The organism is Streptomyces sp. NPDC101234 (assembly GCF_044767525.1).
GTDB classification, from domain to species: Bacteria; Actinomycetota; Actinomycetes; order Streptomycetales; family Streptomycetaceae; genus Streptomyces; species Streptomyces sasae.
In genome coordinates this window covers 74,723-93,785 of sequence record NZ_JBIWOA010000006.1, presented here as the reverse complement: position 1 = coordinate 93,785, position 19,063 = coordinate 74,723, and the positions used below count along the sequence as shown (strand labels likewise).

Sequence of the window (19,063 nt, the reverse complement as noted above, 5' to 3'; positions counted from 1 at the left end):
CCTGGTGCGCTCACATCCCCGGGAACAACACGCGTTGCTTCGACCGTGACGTATCTGCGGAGTGTCGCGTTATGAACAGTTAAGCCCGATCCATCAAGATGTGCGCGAAATAATCATTTCGTGCGGGTCCGGTGGAGAGGGGTTCCCAGGGTGAGCAGCACATCGATGTCGCCGTACTGCTTCGTGACCGTCCGGGGGCGTGGCTACCGCCCCGAGCAGGTCGACACGTTCATGGCGGCTCTGTCGGAGGACCGGGACGCCGCGTGGGAACGTGCCGCGCGGCTCACCGTCCTCGCCAAGGACATGGAGAGGGAGGCCGAGCGGCTGCAGGCCGTCGTCGCGGAACTCCCGCCGCAGACGTACGAGTCGCTCGGGGACCGTGCGCAGCGTGTGTACCGGCTCGTGCTGGAGGAAGCGGCGGCCCTGCGCGAAAAGGCCCGGCGCGCGCTGACGGACGACGTCGCGGAGGCCTCGGAGCGTGCCGAGAACACCCGCAGTACGGCACAGGAACAGTCCGACGCGCTCCGCGCGGACACCGAGGAGCGCACCCGCCAGCTGCTTCTCGCCGCACGCGCCGAGGCCGACGACATCCGCGTCGGCGCCCGGCTGGAGGTGAAGGAGCAGCGCGGCGAGGCCCTCGGTGCGGTGCGCGAGGTACGGCAGCGCACCACGGCGATGCTGGCCGAACAGGCCAAGGAGCACGCCGAACGCTGGGCCGAGGCGGAGCGCGAGGAGGTCGCGAGCGCCGCCGCCGTCGACGCGCACAACGCCGAACGCATCGCCCGTGCCGAGGCCGCCCTGTCCGAGGCGAAGTGCGCCCTCGGTGAGGCGGAGGAGTCCTCGCGCCGTGCCGAGGAGGCGGCGCAGACGCGTGCCGAGGAGATCCTCGCGGAGGCGCGGGCCCGGGAGGACCGCATCGCCCGGGACACCGAGCGGGTGCTGCGCGAGCACGGGGAGACCTGGGACGGCGTGCAGGCGCACATGGACCACATGCGCAACAGCCTCATGTCCCTGACGGGGCGCGCGACGGCGGAATAGCGCACCCGGCCGTGGGCCGCGCCCCCGCGTACGCCAGGTTCGAGTCCCTTTCCGTACGCGTCGGCGCAGCCCCCTTCCGTGCGCCGTCGGCTCAGCGCCTTCCGTGCGCCGTCGGCTCAGCGCCTTCCGTGCGCCGTCGGCTCAGTGCCTTCCCTGACGCCGTCGGCTCAGTGCCCCCGTCGTTCCGCCCCCGCCAGGATCCACCCCTCCACCGCTTCGTACTGCCGCCGCTGTTCGGCGGCCCCGCGCCGGCCGGAGACCGCCGTCCCCAGCCACCCCAGGAAGAACCCGGCCGGGATGGAGACGATGCCGGTGGTGGTGAAGGGGAACCAGTTGAAGTCGGCGTGCGGGAAGACGGCGCCCGGCGATCCGGAGACCAGGTTGGTGCCCGGCATCAGGAGCAGCACGGTGAGGGTGCCGCCGAGGAGCGTGCACAGGAGGCCGGTGCGGGTGTAGCGGCGCCAGAAGAGGCCGTAGACCAGGGCGGGGGCGAGGGCGGAGGCGCCGAGGCAGAAGGAGAGGGTGGCCAGGGGCTGCAGGCTGTGGTGCTGGACCAGGACCGCCAGGAGGATCGTGGGGACTCCTATGGCGAGTGCGCAGACGCGGGCCAGGTTCATCTCGCGGCGGGCCGGCATCTCCTGGACACGGGTCGCGAAGACGTCGTGGGCGAGGGAGTTGGCGCAGGCGAGGATCATGCCGGCGACGGAGGCGAGCAGGGTCAGGAAGATCGCCGTGGTGACGGTGGTGAAGAGCAGGGTCTCCGCCGTCGACACGTCGGTCCCGAACGCCGCGCGGGAGCCGAGCAGATACGCGGTGTTGCCCTGCGGGTCGGCGGCGCTGATGGCGGCACGGCCGACCAGGGCGGTGGCGCCGAACCCGATGATGCCGATGATCAGCACGAACAGGGCCACCCCCGACACCGCCCAGGACATCGAGCGCCGGACCTGGCGGGCGCTGGAGGCCGTGTACATGCGCATGGTGATGTGCGGGAGACAGGCGCCGCCGATGACGATGGTCAGCTCCGAACTGATCATGTCCAGCCGGGGAGCGGGTCCGCCGCGGAACTCGAGGCCGGAGTGCAGGTAGGCGGTGCCGGCGCCGCTGCCCTTGGCGGCCGCGGTGAGCAGGGCACCGGGATCCCAGTCGAAGCGGTGCAGGATCAGCAGGGCGACGACGATGCCGGAACCGAGCAGCGTCACGATCTTCAGGATCTGGATGAGCGCGGTGCCCTTCATACCGCCGATGGCCGCGTAGCTGATCATCAGGGCGCCGAGGCCGATGACACAGCCGGTCTGCACGGACCCGTCGGAGAAACCGAGGATGAAGGCCATCAGCTGGCCGGCGCCGGCCAGCTGGACGAGCATCAGGGGCAGCAGGGCGGCGATGGTGACCGCGCAGGCCGCGATCCGTACGCTCCGGCCGGGCATCCGGCGGGCCAGCGCGTCGCCCATGGTGAACCGGCCCGCGTTGCGCAGCGGTTCGGCCAGCAGGAACATCAGCAGCAACAGCGACAGGGCGGTGCTGAGGGCGAGGACGACGCCGTCGTAGCCGCACAGGGCGATCACCCCGCCAGTGCCGAGGACGGTGGCCGCGGAGATGTAGTCGCCGGCGATGGCCAGGCCGTTGCGCAGCGGCGAGAGGGAGCCGTAACCGGTGTAGAACTCGTCGAGGTCGTCGCGGTCCGGGCCGGTCATCACGCACAGCAGGAGGGTGAGCGTGGCGACGACGGTGAAGGCGATCAGGGACATGGACTGGGCGGAACCGCTGAAGCCGGTCACCGTACGGCCCCTCGCCTGGCGTCCAGTTCGGCGGTTCTGCGGATGCGGTCCGCGAGCGGGTCGACATGGCGGCGCGCGGTGTGCTCGTACAGCGCGATCGCCAGCCAGGTGACGGGGAGTTGAAGGAGTGCGAGGAGCAGGCCGGCGGGGATGCCGTCGGCGACCGTGCTGGTCATCAGGTGCGGGGCGAACGCCGACAGTACCAGGAACAGCGTGAAGTAGCCGAGCGCGGTGAGTGCGGCGGTGCGCCGCTGCAGCCGGTAGGCGCCGCGCAGTACCCGGAGGTCGCTGTGGTGCCCGACCGGCTCCCGGTGCGGCACATGCCGGGGCCGTGGCGGCTCCGGGGGCAACGGCTGCCAGGGATAGGTCAGTTGCGAAGGCTCGCGTGGGGAAGGGTCGTAGGACATCCCGGTGCTCCTTGCATGGCTCGGGTCCGTGGCGGCGGACCGCAGGGAGGGGAGGGAACCGGGGACGCACGTTACTCGCAGGTATACGGGGCGCGCGGCTTTTTCCTTCAACTGGCCGGTCGGTATGCGCTTACTGTGCGGCGGCGGTCTGACCTCGGGTGTTACCCGCGTTAACCCGTCCCATACAACTGTTCGACGCCGGGCGGAGTCATATGAGCGGGGGTGCGTCTTGCCCCGCAGTTCGTCCATCCGCCACCGAGACTTCATATGGGGACCCATGTTCCAGACCTCTCCCGGACTTCGCCTCCTCGGGCGGACCGCCGGCACGATCGGCGCCCTCGCCCTGGTCGCGCTGGGCGCCACTCCCGCCGTGGCCGACGGATCGGCCCCCGGGGTGGTCCTGGGCAAGCTCGCCCCGGTCGACGGGGCCGAGCCGGGCAGTTCCTTCCAGGTGCCGGGCCAATTCACCAACACGGGCGCGGAGGCGCTCGGCAAGGTCTGGCTGTCGTACACCCTCACCCGCGGACTGAGCCTCACGGAACTGCCCTCCAACTGCTCCTCCCTCAAGATCCCGACAATGGACGAGATCCCCAACATGACCGAGGCGGTCTGTGAGTTCGACCAGACCGTGAAGCCGGGCGTCGTCTACGCGCCCGAGAAGCAGCTGACCTTCGACGTGCTCGACTACGCGTTGTACGACGACGTCACGGTGGGGATCGACACCGCGGGGTTCCCCTATCCCGGGGACAACTTCTCGCATCCGGAGCCGGGATCCGGGCCCGCGATCAAACTCGTCGAGCAGCCCGGCGCCACGCCGGCGGCCCCCGGCAGCGCGAAGCACCCGACCGGGGACGTGGCCTATGTGCCGGTCACCGCCGCGAACACGGCCGACTTCCAGGTGACGGGAGCGCGCCTGGAGGGCGTCGTCGGGGACACCGTCCCCCTGAAAGTGAAGATCACCAACGCCGGGCCGGCCTGGGTGTACCGGCGGGACCGTGCGACGGCGGCACAGGTACTGATCAAAATGCCCGCCGGTACGACGGTGGCCAAGAGCGACAACTACTGCACCAAGGCGGGCTCCGGGACCTACACCTGCTCCAGCGGCTACGCCTGGGTCCCCGAAACCTACAAGCAGACCTTCACCTTCGAACTGAAGATCGACAAGGCCGTGTCCGGGGCCGAGGGATCGATCGAACTCACCGGCCGCTCCCGGCCGTTCGACACCGACGCGAAGAACGACAAGGCCGACATCCGGCTCGACGTGACCGGCGGCAAGGGGTCGTCCGGCGGCGGCGCGAGCTCGACGCCCTCCACCGCATCCGGCGACGACCTGGCGAACACCGGTTCCGGTACGGCCCTCCCGCTCGCGGGCGCCGCCGCGGCCGCCGTCGCCCTCGGCGCGGGCGCGCTTCTGGCGGCCCGCCGGCGCGTGAACAGGCGGTAACCGCGCGAACGGGCGGCAGCAGGGCGGGCCTTCGGGACGGCGACGATCCCCCGGAAGCGCCGGAGAGAGGGGCCGTCCCTCACCGCTCCGTCAGGACCGGAAAGCGCCGGGGCGCCAGCACCAGCAGCACCACGAAGGCCAGCGCCGCCGCGCCCGCCGCTCCCAGGTACACCGCGTGCACCGCGTCCGCGATGGCCCGCCGGGTCGCCTCGGGCGCGGTCCCGGCGGCCAGGGCGCGGGTGACGGAGTCCAGGTCGCCGGCTCCGCCCAGGCGCGCGGACAGCACCCCGTTGGCCACCGCCCCGAAGGCCGCCGCGCCGATCGTCTGCCCGGTCTGCCGGCAGAAGAGGACGGACGCCGTCGTGGTGCCGCGCTCCGCCCAGCCGACGGTGGACTGGACGCCCACGATCAGCGGGAGCTGAAAGAGCCCCAGGGCGGCGCCCAGCAGGGTCATCAGCAGCGTCGGCTGCCAGGCCGATCCGGGATACGGCAGGAACGGGAAGGCGAGCAGGATCAGCGCCGCCGCCCCGATCCCCAGCATCGCCGTGTTGCGGAAGCCGACCCGCCGGTACACGTGCTGGCTCAGCGCCGCCGCCACCGGCCAGGTCAGCGTCCAGACGGACAGCACGAATCCGGCGGCCACCGGGGCGAGGCCCAGGACCGACTGGGCGTAGGTGGGCAGGAAGACCGTGGGGGCGACCATGAGGAGTCCGAGCGCGCCCGACGCCAGATTCACCGCGGCGATGGTCCTGCGCCGCCACACCCACCCCGGGATGATCGGCTCCGCCGCCCGGCGCTCGATCCCCACCACGAGCGCCACCAGCGCCAGCCCGGCGGCGAACAGCGCGCACGACGGCGCGGACCACCAGGCCCACGCCACCCCGCCCTGCACGAGCGCCGTCAGCAGTACACCGCCGCACGCGAAGACCGCCAGTGCGCCCATCCAGTCCACCCGCGGGCGCGTGCGCGGCGCGCGCTCCGGCTCGTGCAGGTGGCGCACTATCAGCCAGAGCGCCGCCGTGCCGATCGGCAGGTTGACGAGGAAGATCCACCGCCAGTCCGCGTACGCGGCCAGCACCCCGCCGATCCCCGGCCCGGCCACCGCCGACACCGCCCACACCGTCGACAGCTTGGACTGGATCTTCGGGCGTTCCTCAAGGGGGTACAGGTCGGCCGCGAGGGTCTGCACGGTGCCCTGCAGCGCACCTCCGCCGAGGCCCTGCACGATCCGGAACGCGATCAGCGCGCCCATGTTCCAGGCCAGCGCGCACAGCAGCGAGCCCAGCAGGAACAGCACGGCGCCCACGACCAGCACCGGCTTGCGGCCGAAGGTGTCGGAGAGCTTGCCGTACACCGGGAGGGTCACGGTGACGGCCAGCAGATAGCCGGAGAAGAGCCAGGAGAAGACGGAGAAGCCGTCGAGGTCGCCGACGATCTGGGGGACGGCGGTGGAGACGATGGTGGAGTCGAGCGCGGCCAGCGCCATCGAGAGCATCAGGGCGGCCACCACGGCTCCCCGCCGGCCCGTCCCGGTGTCCCGCCCGGCCGCGCGTATCGCGGGTGTCGTACTCCCCACGCCGGATCCCCTCCCCATGCGTTCCCTATGCATCTATGTCGCGTACGACAGCTTCCCATCCGCCCCGACCTGGCGGGAGTACGCCTCCGCTTGCGTCTCACGCCACGGGAGGGTGGAGGCTGACCGGGCCGGCGGGTGGAGTCCGACCCCTAGACGGTCTCCACCCGCCGGTGGACTTCCCCTAGGGGGTTCTCCGTATCAGGGCCCGGGGAGGGTTCGTACCGCCGGAGGAGGAGACGGCACCCCGGTCGTCCTTAACCTGGCTTTATGCCGCCGGGGGGCGGTTGACCGAACCGGCGGGGGTGGGGTTTTCCCCCGGGCAAGACGGGGCTTCGCACCAGCGCGGGGCACCCCCGCCCACCGCCAGACTCATCGTCGTACCGAACGCTGCACAGCACGGCGCAGCACAGCGCTGCCCGTTCGCTGACCGACTTAGGAGACATACCGTGACATCGGCTGTGACCATTCCCAGGCACGGGGGTACTGGAGGGCGTACGGCCGTTGCCGCGCGGGCGCGGCAGGTCGTCAAGGCGTACGGGGCCGGAGAGACCCGTGTCGTCGCCCTCGACCACGTCGACGTGGACATCGCGCGGGGCCAGTTCACCGCGATCATGGGCCCCTCGGGGTCCGGCAAGTCCACCCTGATGCACTGCCTCGCCGGGCTCGACACCGTGACGAGCGGTCAGATCTACCTGGACGAGACCGAGATCACCGGCCTGAAGGACAAGAAGCTCACCAAGCTGCGCCGGGACCGGATCGGCTTCATCTTCCAGGCGTTCAACCTGCTGCCGACGCTGAACGCGCTGGAGAACATCACGCTCCCCATGGACATCGCCGGACGCAAGCCCGACAAGGAGTGGCTGGAGCGCGTGGTCACCACCGTGGGGCTCGCGGACCGGCTCAAGCACCGTCCCACGCAGCTCTCGGGCGGTCAGCAGCAGCGCGTGGCCGTGGCGCGCGCCCTCGCCGCGCGCCCCGAGATCATCTTCGGTGACGAGCCGACCGGAAACCTCGACTCCCGCGCGGGCGCGGAGGTCCTCGGCTTCCTGCGCAGCTCCGTGGACGACCTGGGCCAGACCATCGTGATGGTCACCCACGACCCGGTGGCCGCCTCGTACGCGGACCGCGTGCTGTACCTCGCCGACGGCCGGATCGTCGACGAGATGTTCAAGCCGACCGCGGACGCCGTCCTGGACCGCATGAAGGACTTCGACGCGCGGGGGCGTACGTCATGACCGTCATGAGGACCTCCCTGCGCAACTTCTTCGCGCACAAGGGACGCATGGCCCTGTCGGCGGTCGCCGTGCTGCTGTCGGTGGCGTTCGTCTGCGGCACGCTGGTGTTCACCGACACCATGAACACGACGTTCGACAAGCTGTTCGCGGCGACCTCCTCCGATGTGACGGTCAGCGCCAAGAGCGCCTCCGACACCGGCCAGACCACCTCCGACAACGGCAGGCCGCCGGTCATGCCGGCCTCGGTGGTGGCCAAGGTCCGGGCGGCGCACGGCGTCAAGTCGGCGGAGGGCACGGTCTTCTCGACGACCGTGACCGTCGTCGACGCCGAGAAGGACAACCTGTCGCCGTCCAGCGGCGCCCCGACCATCGTCGGCAGCTGGAACGGCAACGACGCCCGCACCATGAAGGTGACCAGCGGCACGGCGCCGAAGAACTCCGGCCAGATCATGGTGGACGCCGACACCGCCGACAAGCACCACCTGGGGCTCGGCGACGAACTCGCCGTCATCAGCGCGGTCGGCACCCACACCGCGAAGATCTCCGGCATCGCCGACTTCACCGTCACCAACCCCGGTGCCGCGATCTTCTACCTGGACACGAAGACGGCGCAGCGGACGCTCGTCGGGCAGACCGGCGTCTTCACCAACGTCAACGTGACGGCCGCGGCCGGGGTGACCGACCCGCAGCTGAAGAAGAACGTCATCGGCGAACTCGGTTCCGCCTACAAGGTGCAGACCGCCAAGGAGACCGCCGACGCCAACCAGAAGTCCGTCGAGAGCTTCATGGACGTCATGAAGTACGCGATGCTCGGCTTCGCGGGGATCGCCTTCCTGGTCGGCATCTTCCTGATCATCAACACCTTCTCGATGCTGGTCGCCCAGCGCACCCGTGAGATCGGTCTGATGCGGGCCATCGGCTCCAGCCGCCGCCAGGTCAACCGTTCCGTGCTCGTCGAGGCGCTGCTGCTCGGCGTGGTCGGCTCGGTCCTCGGCGTCGGCGCGGGCGTCGGCATCGCGGTCGGCCTGATGAAGCTCATGGGCTCCATGGGCATGCATCTGTCGACCAGCGATCTGACGGTCGCCTGGACCACCCCGGTGATCGGCCTGATCCTCGGCGTCGTCGTCACCGTCCTCGCCGCCTACCTGCCCGCGCGCCGCGCCGGCAAGGTCTCCCCGATGGCCGCGCTGCGCGACGCGGGCGCCCCCGCCGACGCCAGGGCGGGCCTCGTACGCGCCCTGGTGGGCCTCGTGCTGACCGGTGCGGGCGGCTACGGCCTCTACCTGGCCTCGGCCTCCGAGAAGGCCAAGGAGGGCTCGCTCTGGCTGGGCCTGGGCATCGTGCTCTCCCTCATCGGGTTCGTCGTCATCGGCCCGCTGCTCGCGGGCGGGGTCGTACGGGTCCTGGGCGCCGTCCTGCTGCGGATGTTCGGCCCCGTCGGCCGCATGGCCGAACGCAACGCGCTGCGCAACCCGCGCCGCACCGGTGCGACGGGCGCCGCCCTGATGATCGGGCTCGCGCTGGTCGCCTGCCTCTCGGTGGTCGGCTCCTCCATGGTCGCCTCCGCCACCGACCAGCTCGACAAAACCGTCGGCACGGACTTCATCATCCAGTCCGACGGCGGCCAGCGGATCACCCCGCAGGCGGTCAGGGCCATCAAGGACACGCCGGGGCTCGCCCGGGTCACCGAGTACCGGAACACCACCGCCGACTACACCACGCCCGACGGCAAGACCCTCAAGGACACCGACATCACGGCGGCCGACCCGACCTACGCGACCGACCTGCGCACCAAGACCGTCGCCGGGAACCTCAAGGACGCCTACCTGCCCGACTCGATGTCCGTGCACGACAAGTTCGCCAAGGCGCACGGCATCCACCTCGGCTCGAAGATCACCGTCAAGTTCAGGGACGGGCGTACGGCCCACCTGACGGTCCGCGCGATCACCAGCAGCGACGTCGTCATCGACCAGGGCGCCAAGTACACGTCCATCGCCACGCTCGCCAAGTACGTGCCGGCCGACAAGATGCCGCTCGACCAGCTGGTCTTCGCCACCGCCAAGGACGGGCAGCAGGACGCCGCGTACAAGTCCCTCAAGTCCGCGCTGCACGGCTACCCGCAGTACAAGGTGCGCAACCAGACCGACTACAAGCAGGCGCTCAAGGACCAGATCGGCCAGCTGCTGAACCTGATCTACGGCCTGCTCGCCCTCGCGATCATCGTCGCGGTCCTCGGCGTGGTGAACACGCTGGCCCTGTCGGTCGTCGAGCGCACCCGCGAGATCGGCCTCATGCGGGCCATCGGCCTCTCCCGCCGCCAGCTGCGCCGCATGATCCGCATGGAGTCCGTGGTGATCGCCCTCTTCGGCGCCCTGCTGGGCCTGGGGCTCGGCATGGGCTGGGGCGCCACGGCCCAGAAGCTGCTCGCGCTGCAGGGCCTGAAGGTCCTGGAGATCCCCTGGCCGACGATCATCGGGGTGTTCATCGGCTCGGCCTTCGTGGGCCTGTTCGCCGCCCTGATCCCGGCGTTCCGCGCGGGCCGCATGAACGTCCTGAACGCCATCGCGACGGACTGACGCACCACATAGGAGACCACCGCATACGGGGGTTGCGGGGGAAAGGCCCGGCGCCGGGGAGTCTTGGGGGACTCTCCGGCGCCGGGCACGTCCGCATCTTCCGCCTCTGCCTGCCGAGCCCGGCTTCTTGGCTCGCCTGGGGGGCGCGTGTGTCCGAGAGCCCAAGCTTCTCGGCTCACCGAGTCAGGTGGTTTGGTTGGTGGGGGCGTGTGTCGTTGTCTTCCGAGCCCGGCGTCTTGAATCACCGAGTCGGGTGGTGGGCGTGCGTGTGTCTCTGTCTTTCGAGCCCGGCGTCTTGATTCACCGAGTCGGGTGGTGGGCGTGTGTGTCTCTGTCTTTCGAGCCCGGCTTTTTGATTCACCGAGTCGGGTGGGCGGAGGTCGGGGGGCCGGGGGGGGCGGAGCCCTCTGGGACGGTCACCAGGGCGCCGGCGCGTTCACAGCGCACCGGAGGTTGTCCACAGCCCCCGGCACACGCGCACGCGTCGTCGTACGCTGGAGACCCCCCGGCCGTAGCCCGCGCCGGGCTATTCGCGTTGCCCACCCCCGGACGAAAGCCGCCCTGAATGAGCCTGCACGGTCTGCTCGACGCCGTAGTCAAGGACGCCGCACTCGCGGAAGCGATCAAGGCGGCCGCGGACGGCAACCGCATGCACGTCGACCTGGTAGGCCCCCCGGCGGCCCGCCCCTTCGCGGTCGCCGCCCTGGCCCGCGAGGCCGGCCGCCCCGTCCTCGCGGTCACCGCTACCGGCCGCGAGGCCGAGGACCTGGCAGCCGCCCTGCGCACGCTCCTGCCCTCCGAGGGCGTCGTCGACTACCCCTCCTGGGAGACGCTCCCGCACGAGCGGCTCAGCCCGCGCAGCGACACCGTCGGCCGCCGCCTCGCCGTGCTGCGCCGCCTGGCCCACCCCCGCCCCGACGACCCCGAGACCGGCCCGGTCTCCGTCGTCGTCGCCCCCGTGCGGTCCGTGCTCCAGCCGCAGGTCAAGGGCCTCGGCGACCTGGAACCGGTGGCGCTGCGCACCGGCCAGAACGCCGACCTGAACGACGTCGTCGAAGCCCTCGCGGCCGCCGCCTACGCGCGCGTGGAGCTCGTCGAGAAGCGCGGCGAGTTCGCCGTCCGCGGCGGCATCCTGGACGTCTTCCCGCCCACCGAGGAACACCCCCTGCGCGTCGAGTTCTGGGGCGACGACGTCGAGGAGATCCGCTACTTCAAGGTCGCCGACCAGCGCTCCCTGGAGGTCGCCGAGCACGGCCTGTGGGCGCCGCCCTGCCGAGAGCTGCTGCTCACCGACGACGTCCGCGCACGCGCGCGTGCCCTCGCCGAGGAACACCCCGAGCTGGGCGAACTGCTCAACAAGATCGCCGAGGGGATCGCGGTCGAGGGTATGGAGTCCCTCGCCCCGGTCCTCGTCGACGACATGGAACTGCTGCTCGACGTGCTGCCCAAGGGCGCGATGGCCGTCGTGTGCGACCCGGAGCGGGTCCGTACACGCGCCGCCGACCTGGTGGCGACCAGCCAGGAGTTCCTGCAGGCCTCCTGGGCGGCCACGGCCGGCGGCGGCGAGGCACCCATCGACGTCGGCGCGGCCTCCCTGTGGTCCATCGCGGACGTCCGCGACCGCGCCCGCGAGCTGGACATGATGTGGTGGTCGGTGTCGCCGTTCGCCGCCGACGAGGAGCTGTCCGCCGACACCCTCAAGCTCGGCATGCACGCCACCGAGACCTACCGCGGCGACACCGCCAAGGCCCTCGCCGACACCAAGGGCTGGCTGGCCGACGGCTGGCGCACGGTCTACGTCACCGAGGGCCACGGCACCGCCTCCCGCACGGTCGAGGTGCTCGGCGGCGAGGGCATCGCGGCCCGTCTGGACGTCGACCTGGACGAGCTCGGCCCCTCCGTCGTGCACGTGTCCTGCGGTTCGATCGACTACGGCTTCGTCGACCCGGCGCTCAGACTCGCCGTCCTCACCGAGACCGACCTGTCCGGCCAGAAGGCGGCCGGCAAGGACGGCGCCCGGATGCCGGCCCGCCGCCGCAAGACCATCGACCCGCTCACCCTGGAGCCGGGCGACTACATCGTCCACGAGCAGCACGGTGTCGGCCGCTACATCGAGATGGTGCAACGCACCGTCCAGGGCGCCACCCGCGAGTACCTGGTCGTGGAGTACGCCCCCGCCAAGCGCGGCCAGCCCGGCGACCGCCTCTACATCCCGACCGACCAGCTGGAGCAGATCACCAAGTACGTCGGCGGCGAGGCCCCCACCCTGCACCGCCTGGGCGGCGCGGACTGGACGAAGACCAAGGCGCGCGCCAAGAAGGCCGTCAAGGAGATCGCCGCCGACCTGATCAAGCTCTACAGCGCGCGCATGGCCGCCCCCGGGCACGCCTTCGGCGGGGACACGCCCTGGCAGCGCGAGCTGGAGGACGCGTTCCCGTACGCGGAGACCCCGGACCAGCTGACCACCATCGCCGAGGTCAAGGAGGACATGGAGAAGTCCGTCCCCATGGACCGCCTGATCTGCGGCGACGTCGGCTACGGCAAGACGGAGATCGCGGTGCGGGCCGCCTTCAAGGCCGTACAGGACGGCAAGCAGGTGGCCGTCCTCGTCCCCACCACCCTGCTGGTGCAGCAACACTTCGGGACGTTCTCCGAGCGGTACTCGCAGTTCCCGGTGAGCGTGAAGGCGCTCTCCCGCTTCCAGACCGACACCGAGGCGAAAGGGACCCTGGAGGGCCTGCGCGAGGGCGCGGTCGACGTCGTCATCGGCACCCACCGGCTGTTCTCCTCGGAGACCAAGTTCAAGGACCTCGGCCTGGTCATCGTCGACGAGGAGCAGCGCTTCGGCGTCGAGCACAAGGAGCAGCTGAAGAAGCTGCGCGCCAACGTCGACGTGCTGACCATGTCCGCGACCCCGATCCCGCGCACCCTGGAGATGGCGGTCACCGGCATCCGCGAGATGTCGACGATCACCACGCCCCCGGAGGAGCGGCACCCGGTGCTCACCTTCGTCGGGCCGTACGAGGAGAAGCAGATCGGCGCCGCCATCCGCCGCGAACTGCTGCGCGAGGGCCAGGTCTTCTACATCCACAACCGGGTGGAGTCCATCGACCGCGCGGCGGCCAGACTCCGCGAGATCGTCCCCGAGGCGCGCATCGCGACCGCGCACGGCCAGATGTCGGAGTCGGCGCTGGAGCAGGTCGTCGTCGACTTCTGGGAGAAGAAGTTCGACGTCCTCGTCTCCACGACGATCGTCGAGTCCGGCATCGACATCTCCAACGCCAACACGCTCATCGTCGAACGCGGCGACACCTTCGGCCTCTCCCAGCTGCACCAGCTGCGCGGCCGGGTCGGCCGAGGGCGCGAGCGCGGGTACGCGTACTTCCTGTACCCGCCGGAGAAGCCGCTGACCGAGACCGCGCACGAACGGCTCGCCACCATCGCCCAGCACACCGAGATGGGCGCCGGCATGTACGTGGCGATGAAGGACCTGGAGATCCGCGGCGCCGGAAACCTGCTCGGCGGCGAGCAGTCCGGGCACATCGCGGGCGTCGGCTTCGACCTGTACGTCCGCATGGTCGGCGAGGCCGTCGCGGACTACCGGCGGCAGTTGGAGACGGGAGAGATCGAGGAGGAGCCGCCGCTCGAGGTCAAGATCGAGCTGCCCGTCGACGCGCATGTCCCGCACGACTACGCGCCCGGCGAGCGGCTGCGCCTGCAGGCCTACCGTTCGATTGCCTCCGCCAACTCGGAGGCGGACATCAAGGCGGTCCGCGAGGAACTCACCGACCGCTACGGCAAGCTGCCCGAGCCGGTCGAGAACCTGCTGCTCGTCGCCGGGCTGCGGATGCTCGCGCGCGCCTGCGGGGTCGGCGAGATCGTCCTCCAGGGCACCAACATCCGGTTCGCGCCGGTGGAGTTGCGCGAGTCGCAGGAGCTGCGCCTCAAGCGCCTGTACCCGGGGACCGTCATCAAGCCGGCCGTCCACCAGGTGCTGGTGCCCCGCCCGAAGACCGCGAAGGTGGGCGGAAAGCCGCTGGTCGGACGGGAACTGCTGGGCTGGGTCGGGGAGTTCCTGGCCTCGATCCTGGGGTCGTAGGCGCAGACGCGGACGTCTTCGTACGGGGGAGGCGCACGCCCCGCGACGGTGTGAGCGGGCGTGCGGCCGCGGCAGCCGGGCTTCTCCCGCTGTGTCCGGCCCCCGACTACAAGAAGGAGTCGGGGGCATCCGTCCGCTGAGGCCCCGTCCGGCCCGAACCGTCCGGCGGTTACGGTGGGGGCTGCGGACATCCGCCCTCGTGGGGGCGGCGGAGGGCGAGTACGAGGGGGCGCACGTGGCGCGTCTGAGGAGCGGGGCGGCCGTCGCCGTCGCCGTTGTCTTCGCTGTGGCGGGATGCAAGAACGCGCAGGACAAGGGGGCTTCGGGGGCCCAGGGGTCCGGAGGCGGGGGCGCGGCCCTGGCCGCCGCCGACTCGCTGACCGTCAAGGGCCGGGCACCGAAGACCGGTTACACCCGGGAGAGGTTCGGCTCCGCCTGGGCGGACACCGACTCCAATTCCTGCGACACCCGCAGCGACATACTCAAACGCGACCTGAAGGACGTGAAGTTCACGGACGGCGACTGCAAGGTCTCCTACGGCGTCCTCGACCCGGACCCCTACTCCGGTAAGAAGGTCACTTACCGGCGTGGCCGCAGCCTGGTCGACATAGACCATCTCGTCGCCCTCTCGGACGCCTGGCAGAAGGGCGCCAAGTACTGGGACGCGAGCAAGCGCATAGCCCTCGCCAACGACCCGCTCAACCTCCTCGCCGTCGACGCGAGCGCCAACCGCGGCAAGGGCGACGGCGACACCGCCACCTGGCTCCCGACCAACAGCTCGTACCGCTGCACCTACGTCGCCGCGCAGGTGGCCGTGAAGAAGAAGTACGGTCTGTGGGTCACCGCCGCCGAGAAGGGCGCGATGAAGAAGGTCCTGTCCGGCTGCCCGAACCAGGAACTCCCCACAGGCGGCAACCCGACCGAGGCACCGTCCCGCTTCAAGGCGCGCTGAACCCGGCCCGCCCTCGCCGCGTGCGTCAGTACCCCAGGGAGTGGCCGCGCGGCGGAGCGGCGGGACGGCCCGCCTTCTCCCAGGCGACGAAGGTGTTGGTGCGGGCGAAGACGAACGCCTTGACCGGGTTGGCGGAGTAGGTCCACGGCGGGCTGCCGATGTACCCGCCGATCGCCTTGAACTGCTCGACGGCCTCCGCGTAACGATCCGTCTGGAACAGGGCCTCCGCCAGCAGGTGCCGTACGGTCGGCAGCCGGTGATGCCCGGCCGGTGCCCACGCCACGGCGTCCAGGGTGGCGTCCACGGCCGCCTGCACGAACGGCTGGCGGTACACGGGTGCCTTACGGTCCCGGAACGCGTGCTCCATCAGTGCCTGCAGGCGCAGTACGGGCAGCAGGCTGCCCTGCGGCGCGGCAGCCGCGGCCTGGTCGGCGAACGCGTACATCAGCTCGTGCGAACCGCGCCACTTGGCGCACCAGTACTGCAGAGCGCTCATATGCGCTCCGAAGTGGTGCGGGGCGCGTGCGGTGATCTGGGCCCACAGCGCCCGGAAGTCGTCGTTCGACCAGCCGAGCCCCAGAGCGACGGAGATCTGCGCGATCCAGGGGCAGGGGTCCTCGGGTGACATCCGGGCGGCCTCCTGACAGGCGGGCAGCGCCTCGGCCAGCAGCCGGTGGAAGCCCTCGAACTGCTCGGCCGTGGTGTGCTTCGCCAGCTTCGCACCGCGGACATTGCTCGCGACCTCAAGGAGCGCGTCGGCGTGTACCAGGGCGGCGGACGGGTCGCCGGGGTACTCCGTCCGCCATGCCTTGAGCCAGGCGTCGTCCTCGGCGGCGGCGTGGGTGAGGATGCCGAGCCGGTACCACCGCAGGTCCCAGTCCCGGCCCGCCCCGGCCAGATAGGCCGCGGCCTGCCGCCAGTCACCGGCGAGGGCGGCCGCCGCGACCGCGTCGGCCTCGGGATCGGGGCCCGCGAAATGCTTGTCGAGCTCGGCGGCGGGCACCAGCCCGTACTTGGCGGGATCGATGTTGACCGGCGCCTTGGCCTTCGCCTCCGCCCGGAGGGCCCGCCCCTTGCGGACGTTGCGAGGGAAAGTGACGACCGCGTAGAGGAGAACGCAGGCACCGGCTATGTCGATCAGGATGTTCATACCGGGTCTTTCGGATAGGGGCCGCCGAAGGAAGCGGTCGAAGAGACGGCCGAAGAAGTCGGCTGAGGAGACGGCTGAGGAGACGGCCGAGGAGGCTGTCGGAGCAGGAGAGCGCGGGGTTGTCAGCGCAGGGTGCCGGGCGGGGGTCAGGGCAGGACGGCCGGTGGTGGTGCCGAGTCGCCGACCGGAGCACGACCGCCCCGGGACAGCAGAGCCCGCAGGGGGGCCGTGGTGGGCGGGTCGGCGATCGCGTAGTCCAGGGCCTCCTCCAGCGCCTCGGCGAACCGTTCGGGTGCCAGCGTCCGCACCGGGGGTCCGGACCAGCACAGCTCCCACCGGCACAACCCGGTGTCCAGCGCGGTGAGCAGGGCCAGTCGGTGCAGGGCCGAGCGGAAGGCCGTCCTCGCGAACTCGCGTGCCGCACGGCCACTGCTCCGGCCGGCCTGGTCCGACCTGGGCAGCCGGTCCGCGATGTCGTACAGCAGGCCGTGGTCGATCAAGTCCAGGAGGCGGTCGAGGTGTGTCGCTCCGGATACGCCCACGCCCCTCGCGCCGGCCACCTGAACCATGGCCTCCAGCAGTGGCCCCGCTTCCCGCGCCCAGCTCTCGCGCCGCGTCTGCGCGGGCAGTTCGGCCCAGGGCACCCGCCGCCAGGACCGCGTCTCCCGGCTCAGTACAGCCCGTTCCAGTCCGGCGAGGAGACGGTCCGGCTCCCGGAGCAGCGCGAAGGCGGGACGACGGGGGAGCATGCTGGTGCGTCCGGCGTCGGGAAGTGCCTCCAGCGCCGCGACGCGGTCGGCCGTGGGCGGGTGGCTGTCGTACGGAGAGCTCTCCTCGGGCACCACCTCCGGGAGCGGTCTGCGGGCCCACGCCTCCAGCTCCGCCCGGCGCGCGGGATCCGCGAGCAGGAGGGCGAGCCCGCCGTGGAACTGTCCTTCCGGCGGCAGCAGGCCGGCGTCCCGGCCCATCTGCGCGTACTCGCGCAGGTAGAGGTCGTCGGCGTCTTCGAGCGCGGGGATACGGCGCAGTGCGGTGGCCATGCTGTCCCGGCCGGCGACCCGGGCGGCCGTCAGGTCGGCCGCGTACTCCTGCCGGCGGCTGACGGCTTCGGTCAGGCGCAGACACAGCCGGGCGTACGCGGAGAAGACGAGGGCCAGGTAGTGGTCCGGGCCTCGCGTCGGCTCCCGCTTCACCGGTGGCGGCTTGCCTGCCGCACGGCGCCGCGCGGCCCGCGCCGCGGCCCTTGCCCTCTCCTCGACCTCCTCACGCGCAGCCCGCTGCCGCAATGTGTGCGCGGTGTGCAGCAGTCGGTTGTGCAGCGTCCAGAGCAGGCCGCCCAGCCGGGTGTCGTCGTGCGCGTAGTGGCCCAGTTCGTGCGCGAGGACGGCGTCCAGTTCGTCCTCCGGCAGGCCGATCAGCAGCGCCACACCGAGGAAGAGCTGCCGTTCACCCGCGACCAGCCCGAGCCACCGGGAGTCCTCCCGCACCATGGCGTTGGCCCCCGGGACCACCCGGATCCGAGCGGGCGGCCGAGTGCCCACCCGCTCGCCCAGCTCCCGTACCCGCCGCCACAACTCCGGCTGCTCCTCGGGCGTGAGTGACAGACCGGGCACCTCGTCCTGCCCGTCCCCGGCGCCGCGGCTGAGCAGGACGACCCGCACCACGCACCAGGCGATCGCCAGCGAACCGAGCCAGCCCTCGACGGCCATGACCGTGAAGCCGTGGCCCCGGGCCAGGAAGACGTCCAGGACCGCCAGCGCGACGAGGAGGAGCAGTGCCAGCACGTAGAACCCGAGGAGCAGGCCGAGAACGAGCGCGGCACGCAGTGGAGTTCCGGGCACGCCCCGTTCTCGTACGGCGGTCTCCGCGGCGGCCGCCCGGCCGGGTGGGCGGGACGTCAGGTGCATCGGCATCCTTCACGGAAACGGAACGGAACGGAACGAACGGAACGTCGGTGGGGCGGCGCCTCGGGGCCGGGCTCGGACCCGGCCGCACGCGGCGCCCGCTTCTCCAGCTACTTCTTCAGCTCTTCAGCTACTTCTTCAGCGCCGACAGGATCGTCGTCGTCACCTTCTTCGCGGACGCGGCGCCGTTGTCGCCGCCCGCGGTGGACAGCACGGTGACCACGGAGCCGCCGGAACGGGACGCGATCAGCGTGGTGCCGTTCTCCCAGTGGCCGCTCGTCAGCGTCATCGTGTAGGCCTCGTCACCGAGTCCGGCCGTGGAACTGCCGGTGAGCTTCACCGTGGCGTGCTCGTCGCTGTCCGTGTACGTGGCGCACTCGGCGGCCACGGTACGCAGGGCCTTCATCACGTCGGTCGCCGTGGTGCCCTGGAAGGAGTCGATCTCCTGGTCCACTTCCTCGGTCTTGTTCGCGTAGCCGTTCTGCGCGAACGACACCCCACCCTTGTAGCCGGACACCTGGATCCAGGACGTGGACTCCAGCGCGGTGCAGTCCGGCTTCCCCGTCTTCGGGCTGGACGGGGAGAGGAACTGGCCGCCGCTGTCCGCGGAGCCGTCGGACTCGAGGGTGAGCCCGGACGGGAAGGCCGAGGCGGGCGCCAGCGCCTTCTTCAGCTGTGTGCCGGTGAACAGGCCGGAGTTGGGGTCCTTCGCCTTGGCGGGCTTGGCGTTCGTGCCGGTACCGGAGTCGGCGGTGGAGCCGGTGGAGCCGGAGGAGCAGGCGGTCAGGGCCAGCGGAAGGGCCGCAACGGCTATCAGCATCACGGCACGGGACGGGAGACGCATCAGAAGTCCTTCTGGGGTGGGTGAAACGGATTCACGGCGGGACGGTGATCTGGGCGGGCG

At 71.2% G+C, this 19,063-nt stretch carries 12 protein-coding genes; 6 read left to right on the top strand and 6 right to left on the bottom strand.

Features of this window, described 5'->3' with window-relative positions:
* Window positions 1-150 precede the first annotated feature (150 nt).
* Window positions 151-1,038 carry a cellulose-binding protein gene (locus ACIRR9_RS13145; RefSeq protein ID WP_403750669.1) on the top strand — a complete coding sequence of 296 codons (888 nt, stop codon included), beginning with the start codon at window positions 151-153 and terminating at the stop codon, window positions 1,036-1,038.
* Between the two features lie 167 nt (window positions 1,039-1,205).
* On the opposite strand, the gene ACIRR9_RS13140 is transcribed toward ACIRR9_RS13145, so the two are convergent.
* Window positions 1,206-2,816, bottom strand: a complete 1,611-nt coding sequence (locus ACIRR9_RS13140; protein WP_403750667.1) for a cation acetate symporter — start codon at window positions 2,814-2,816, stop codon at window positions 1,206-1,208.
* Window positions 2,813-3,223: a DUF485 domain-containing protein gene (locus tag ACIRR9_RS13135; RefSeq protein ID WP_365351639.1), complete on the bottom strand. Its 411-nt coding sequence runs from the start codon at window positions 3,221-3,223 to the stop codon at window positions 2,813-2,815. The genes ACIRR9_RS13140 and ACIRR9_RS13135 overlap by 4 nt, the downstream gene beginning before the upstream one ends.
* Window positions 3,224-3,500: 277 nt before the next feature.
* Between ACIRR9_RS13135 and ACIRR9_RS13130 the strand changes: the two genes are divergently transcribed.
* Window positions 3,501-4,667, top strand: coding sequence for a hypothetical protein (locus ACIRR9_RS13130; protein WP_403750665.1), 1,167 nt, complete (start codon window positions 3,501-3,503; stop codon window positions 4,665-4,667).
* 79 nt (window positions 4,668-4,746) lie between these two features.
* Here ACIRR9_RS13130 and ACIRR9_RS13125 read toward each other — a convergent pair whose 3' ends face one another.
* The gene (locus ACIRR9_RS13125) at window positions 4,747-6,243 is read right to left on the bottom strand and encodes an MFS transporter (RefSeq protein WP_403750663.1); all 1,497 of its coding nucleotides are present in this window, start codon (window positions 6,241-6,243) and stop codon (window positions 4,747-4,749) included.
* Window positions 6,244-6,689: 446 nt separating this feature from the next.
* On the opposite strand from ACIRR9_RS13125, the gene ACIRR9_RS13120 reads away from it, so the two are divergent.
* From ACIRR9_RS13120 to ACIRR9_RS13105, 4 genes are all read left to right on the top strand, one after another.
* Window positions 6,690-7,478, top strand: coding sequence for an ABC transporter ATP-binding protein (locus tag ACIRR9_RS13120; RefSeq protein WP_384559971.1), 789 nt, complete (start codon window positions 6,690-6,692; stop codon window positions 7,476-7,478).
* Window positions 7,475-10,054, top strand: coding sequence for an ABC transporter permease (locus ACIRR9_RS13115; protein WP_403750661.1), 2,580 nt, complete (start codon window positions 7,475-7,477; stop codon window positions 10,052-10,054). The genes ACIRR9_RS13120 and ACIRR9_RS13115 overlap by 4 nt, the downstream gene beginning before the upstream one ends.
* 565 nt (window positions 10,055-10,619) lie before the next feature.
* The gene (gene mfd, locus ACIRR9_RS13110) at window positions 10,620-14,153 is read left to right on the top strand and encodes a transcription-repair coupling factor (protein WP_365351644.1); all 3,534 of its coding nucleotides are present in this window, start codon (window positions 10,620-10,622) and stop codon (window positions 14,151-14,153) included.
* 235 nt (window positions 14,154-14,388) lie between these two features.
* Window positions 14,389-15,105: an HNH endonuclease family protein gene (locus ACIRR9_RS13105; protein ID WP_403750658.1), complete on the top strand. Its 717-nt coding sequence runs from the start codon at window positions 14,389-14,391 to the stop codon at window positions 15,103-15,105.
* Window positions 15,106-15,130: 25 nt separating this feature from the next.
* Here the strand turns inward: ACIRR9_RS13105 and ACIRR9_RS13100 are convergent, their stop codons facing one another.
* From ACIRR9_RS13100 to ACIRR9_RS13090, 3 genes are all read right to left on the bottom strand, one after another.
* Entirely contained in the window at window positions 15,131-16,255 is a 1,125-nt protein-coding gene (locus ACIRR9_RS13100) for a hypothetical protein (RefSeq protein ID WP_403750656.1), read from the bottom strand.
* Between the two features lie 146 nt (window positions 16,256-16,401).
* Window positions 16,402-18,162, bottom strand: coding sequence for a M48 family metalloprotease (locus ACIRR9_RS13095; protein ID WP_403750654.1), 1,761 nt, complete (start codon window positions 18,160-18,162; stop codon window positions 16,402-16,404).
* Window positions 18,163-18,289: 127 nt separating this feature from the next.
* Window positions 18,290-19,003 (bottom strand): hypothetical protein, encoded by a 714-nt coding sequence (locus ACIRR9_RS13090; RefSeq protein ID WP_403750652.1) that lies wholly within the window; start codon window positions 19,001-19,003, stop codon window positions 18,290-18,292.
* Window positions 19,004-19,063: the final 60 nt, after the last annotated feature.

What these genes read in the sequence shown, in the direction of transcription:
- ACIRR9_RS13095 (WP_403750654.1), bottom strand. Translation starts at nt 18,162, where the DNA reads ATGCACCTGACGTCCCGCCCACCCGGCCGGGCGGCCGCCGCGGAGACC.
- ACIRR9_RS13130 (WP_403750665.1), top strand. Translation starts at nt 3,501, where the DNA reads ATGTTCCAGACCTCTCCCGGACTTCGCCTCCTCGGGCGGACCGCCGGC.
- mfd (WP_365351644.1), top strand. Translation starts at nt 10,620, where the DNA reads ATGAGCCTGCACGGTCTGCTCGACGCCGTAGTCAAGGACGCCGCACTC.
- ACIRR9_RS13115 (WP_403750661.1), top strand. Translation starts at nt 7,475, where the DNA reads ATGACCGTCATGAGGACCTCCCTGCGCAACTTCTTCGCGCACAAGGGA.
- ACIRR9_RS13100 (WP_403750656.1), bottom strand. Translation starts at nt 16,255, where the DNA reads ATGAACATCCTGATCGACATAGCCGGTGCCTGCGTTCTCCTCTACGCG.
- ACIRR9_RS13135 (WP_365351639.1), bottom strand. Translation starts at nt 3,223, where the DNA reads ATGTCCTACGACCCTTCCCCACGCGAGCCTTCGCAACTGACCTATCCC.
- ACIRR9_RS13090 (WP_403750652.1), bottom strand. Translation starts at nt 19,003, where the DNA reads ATGCGTCTCCCGTCCCGTGCCGTGATGCTGATAGCCGTTGCGGCCCTT.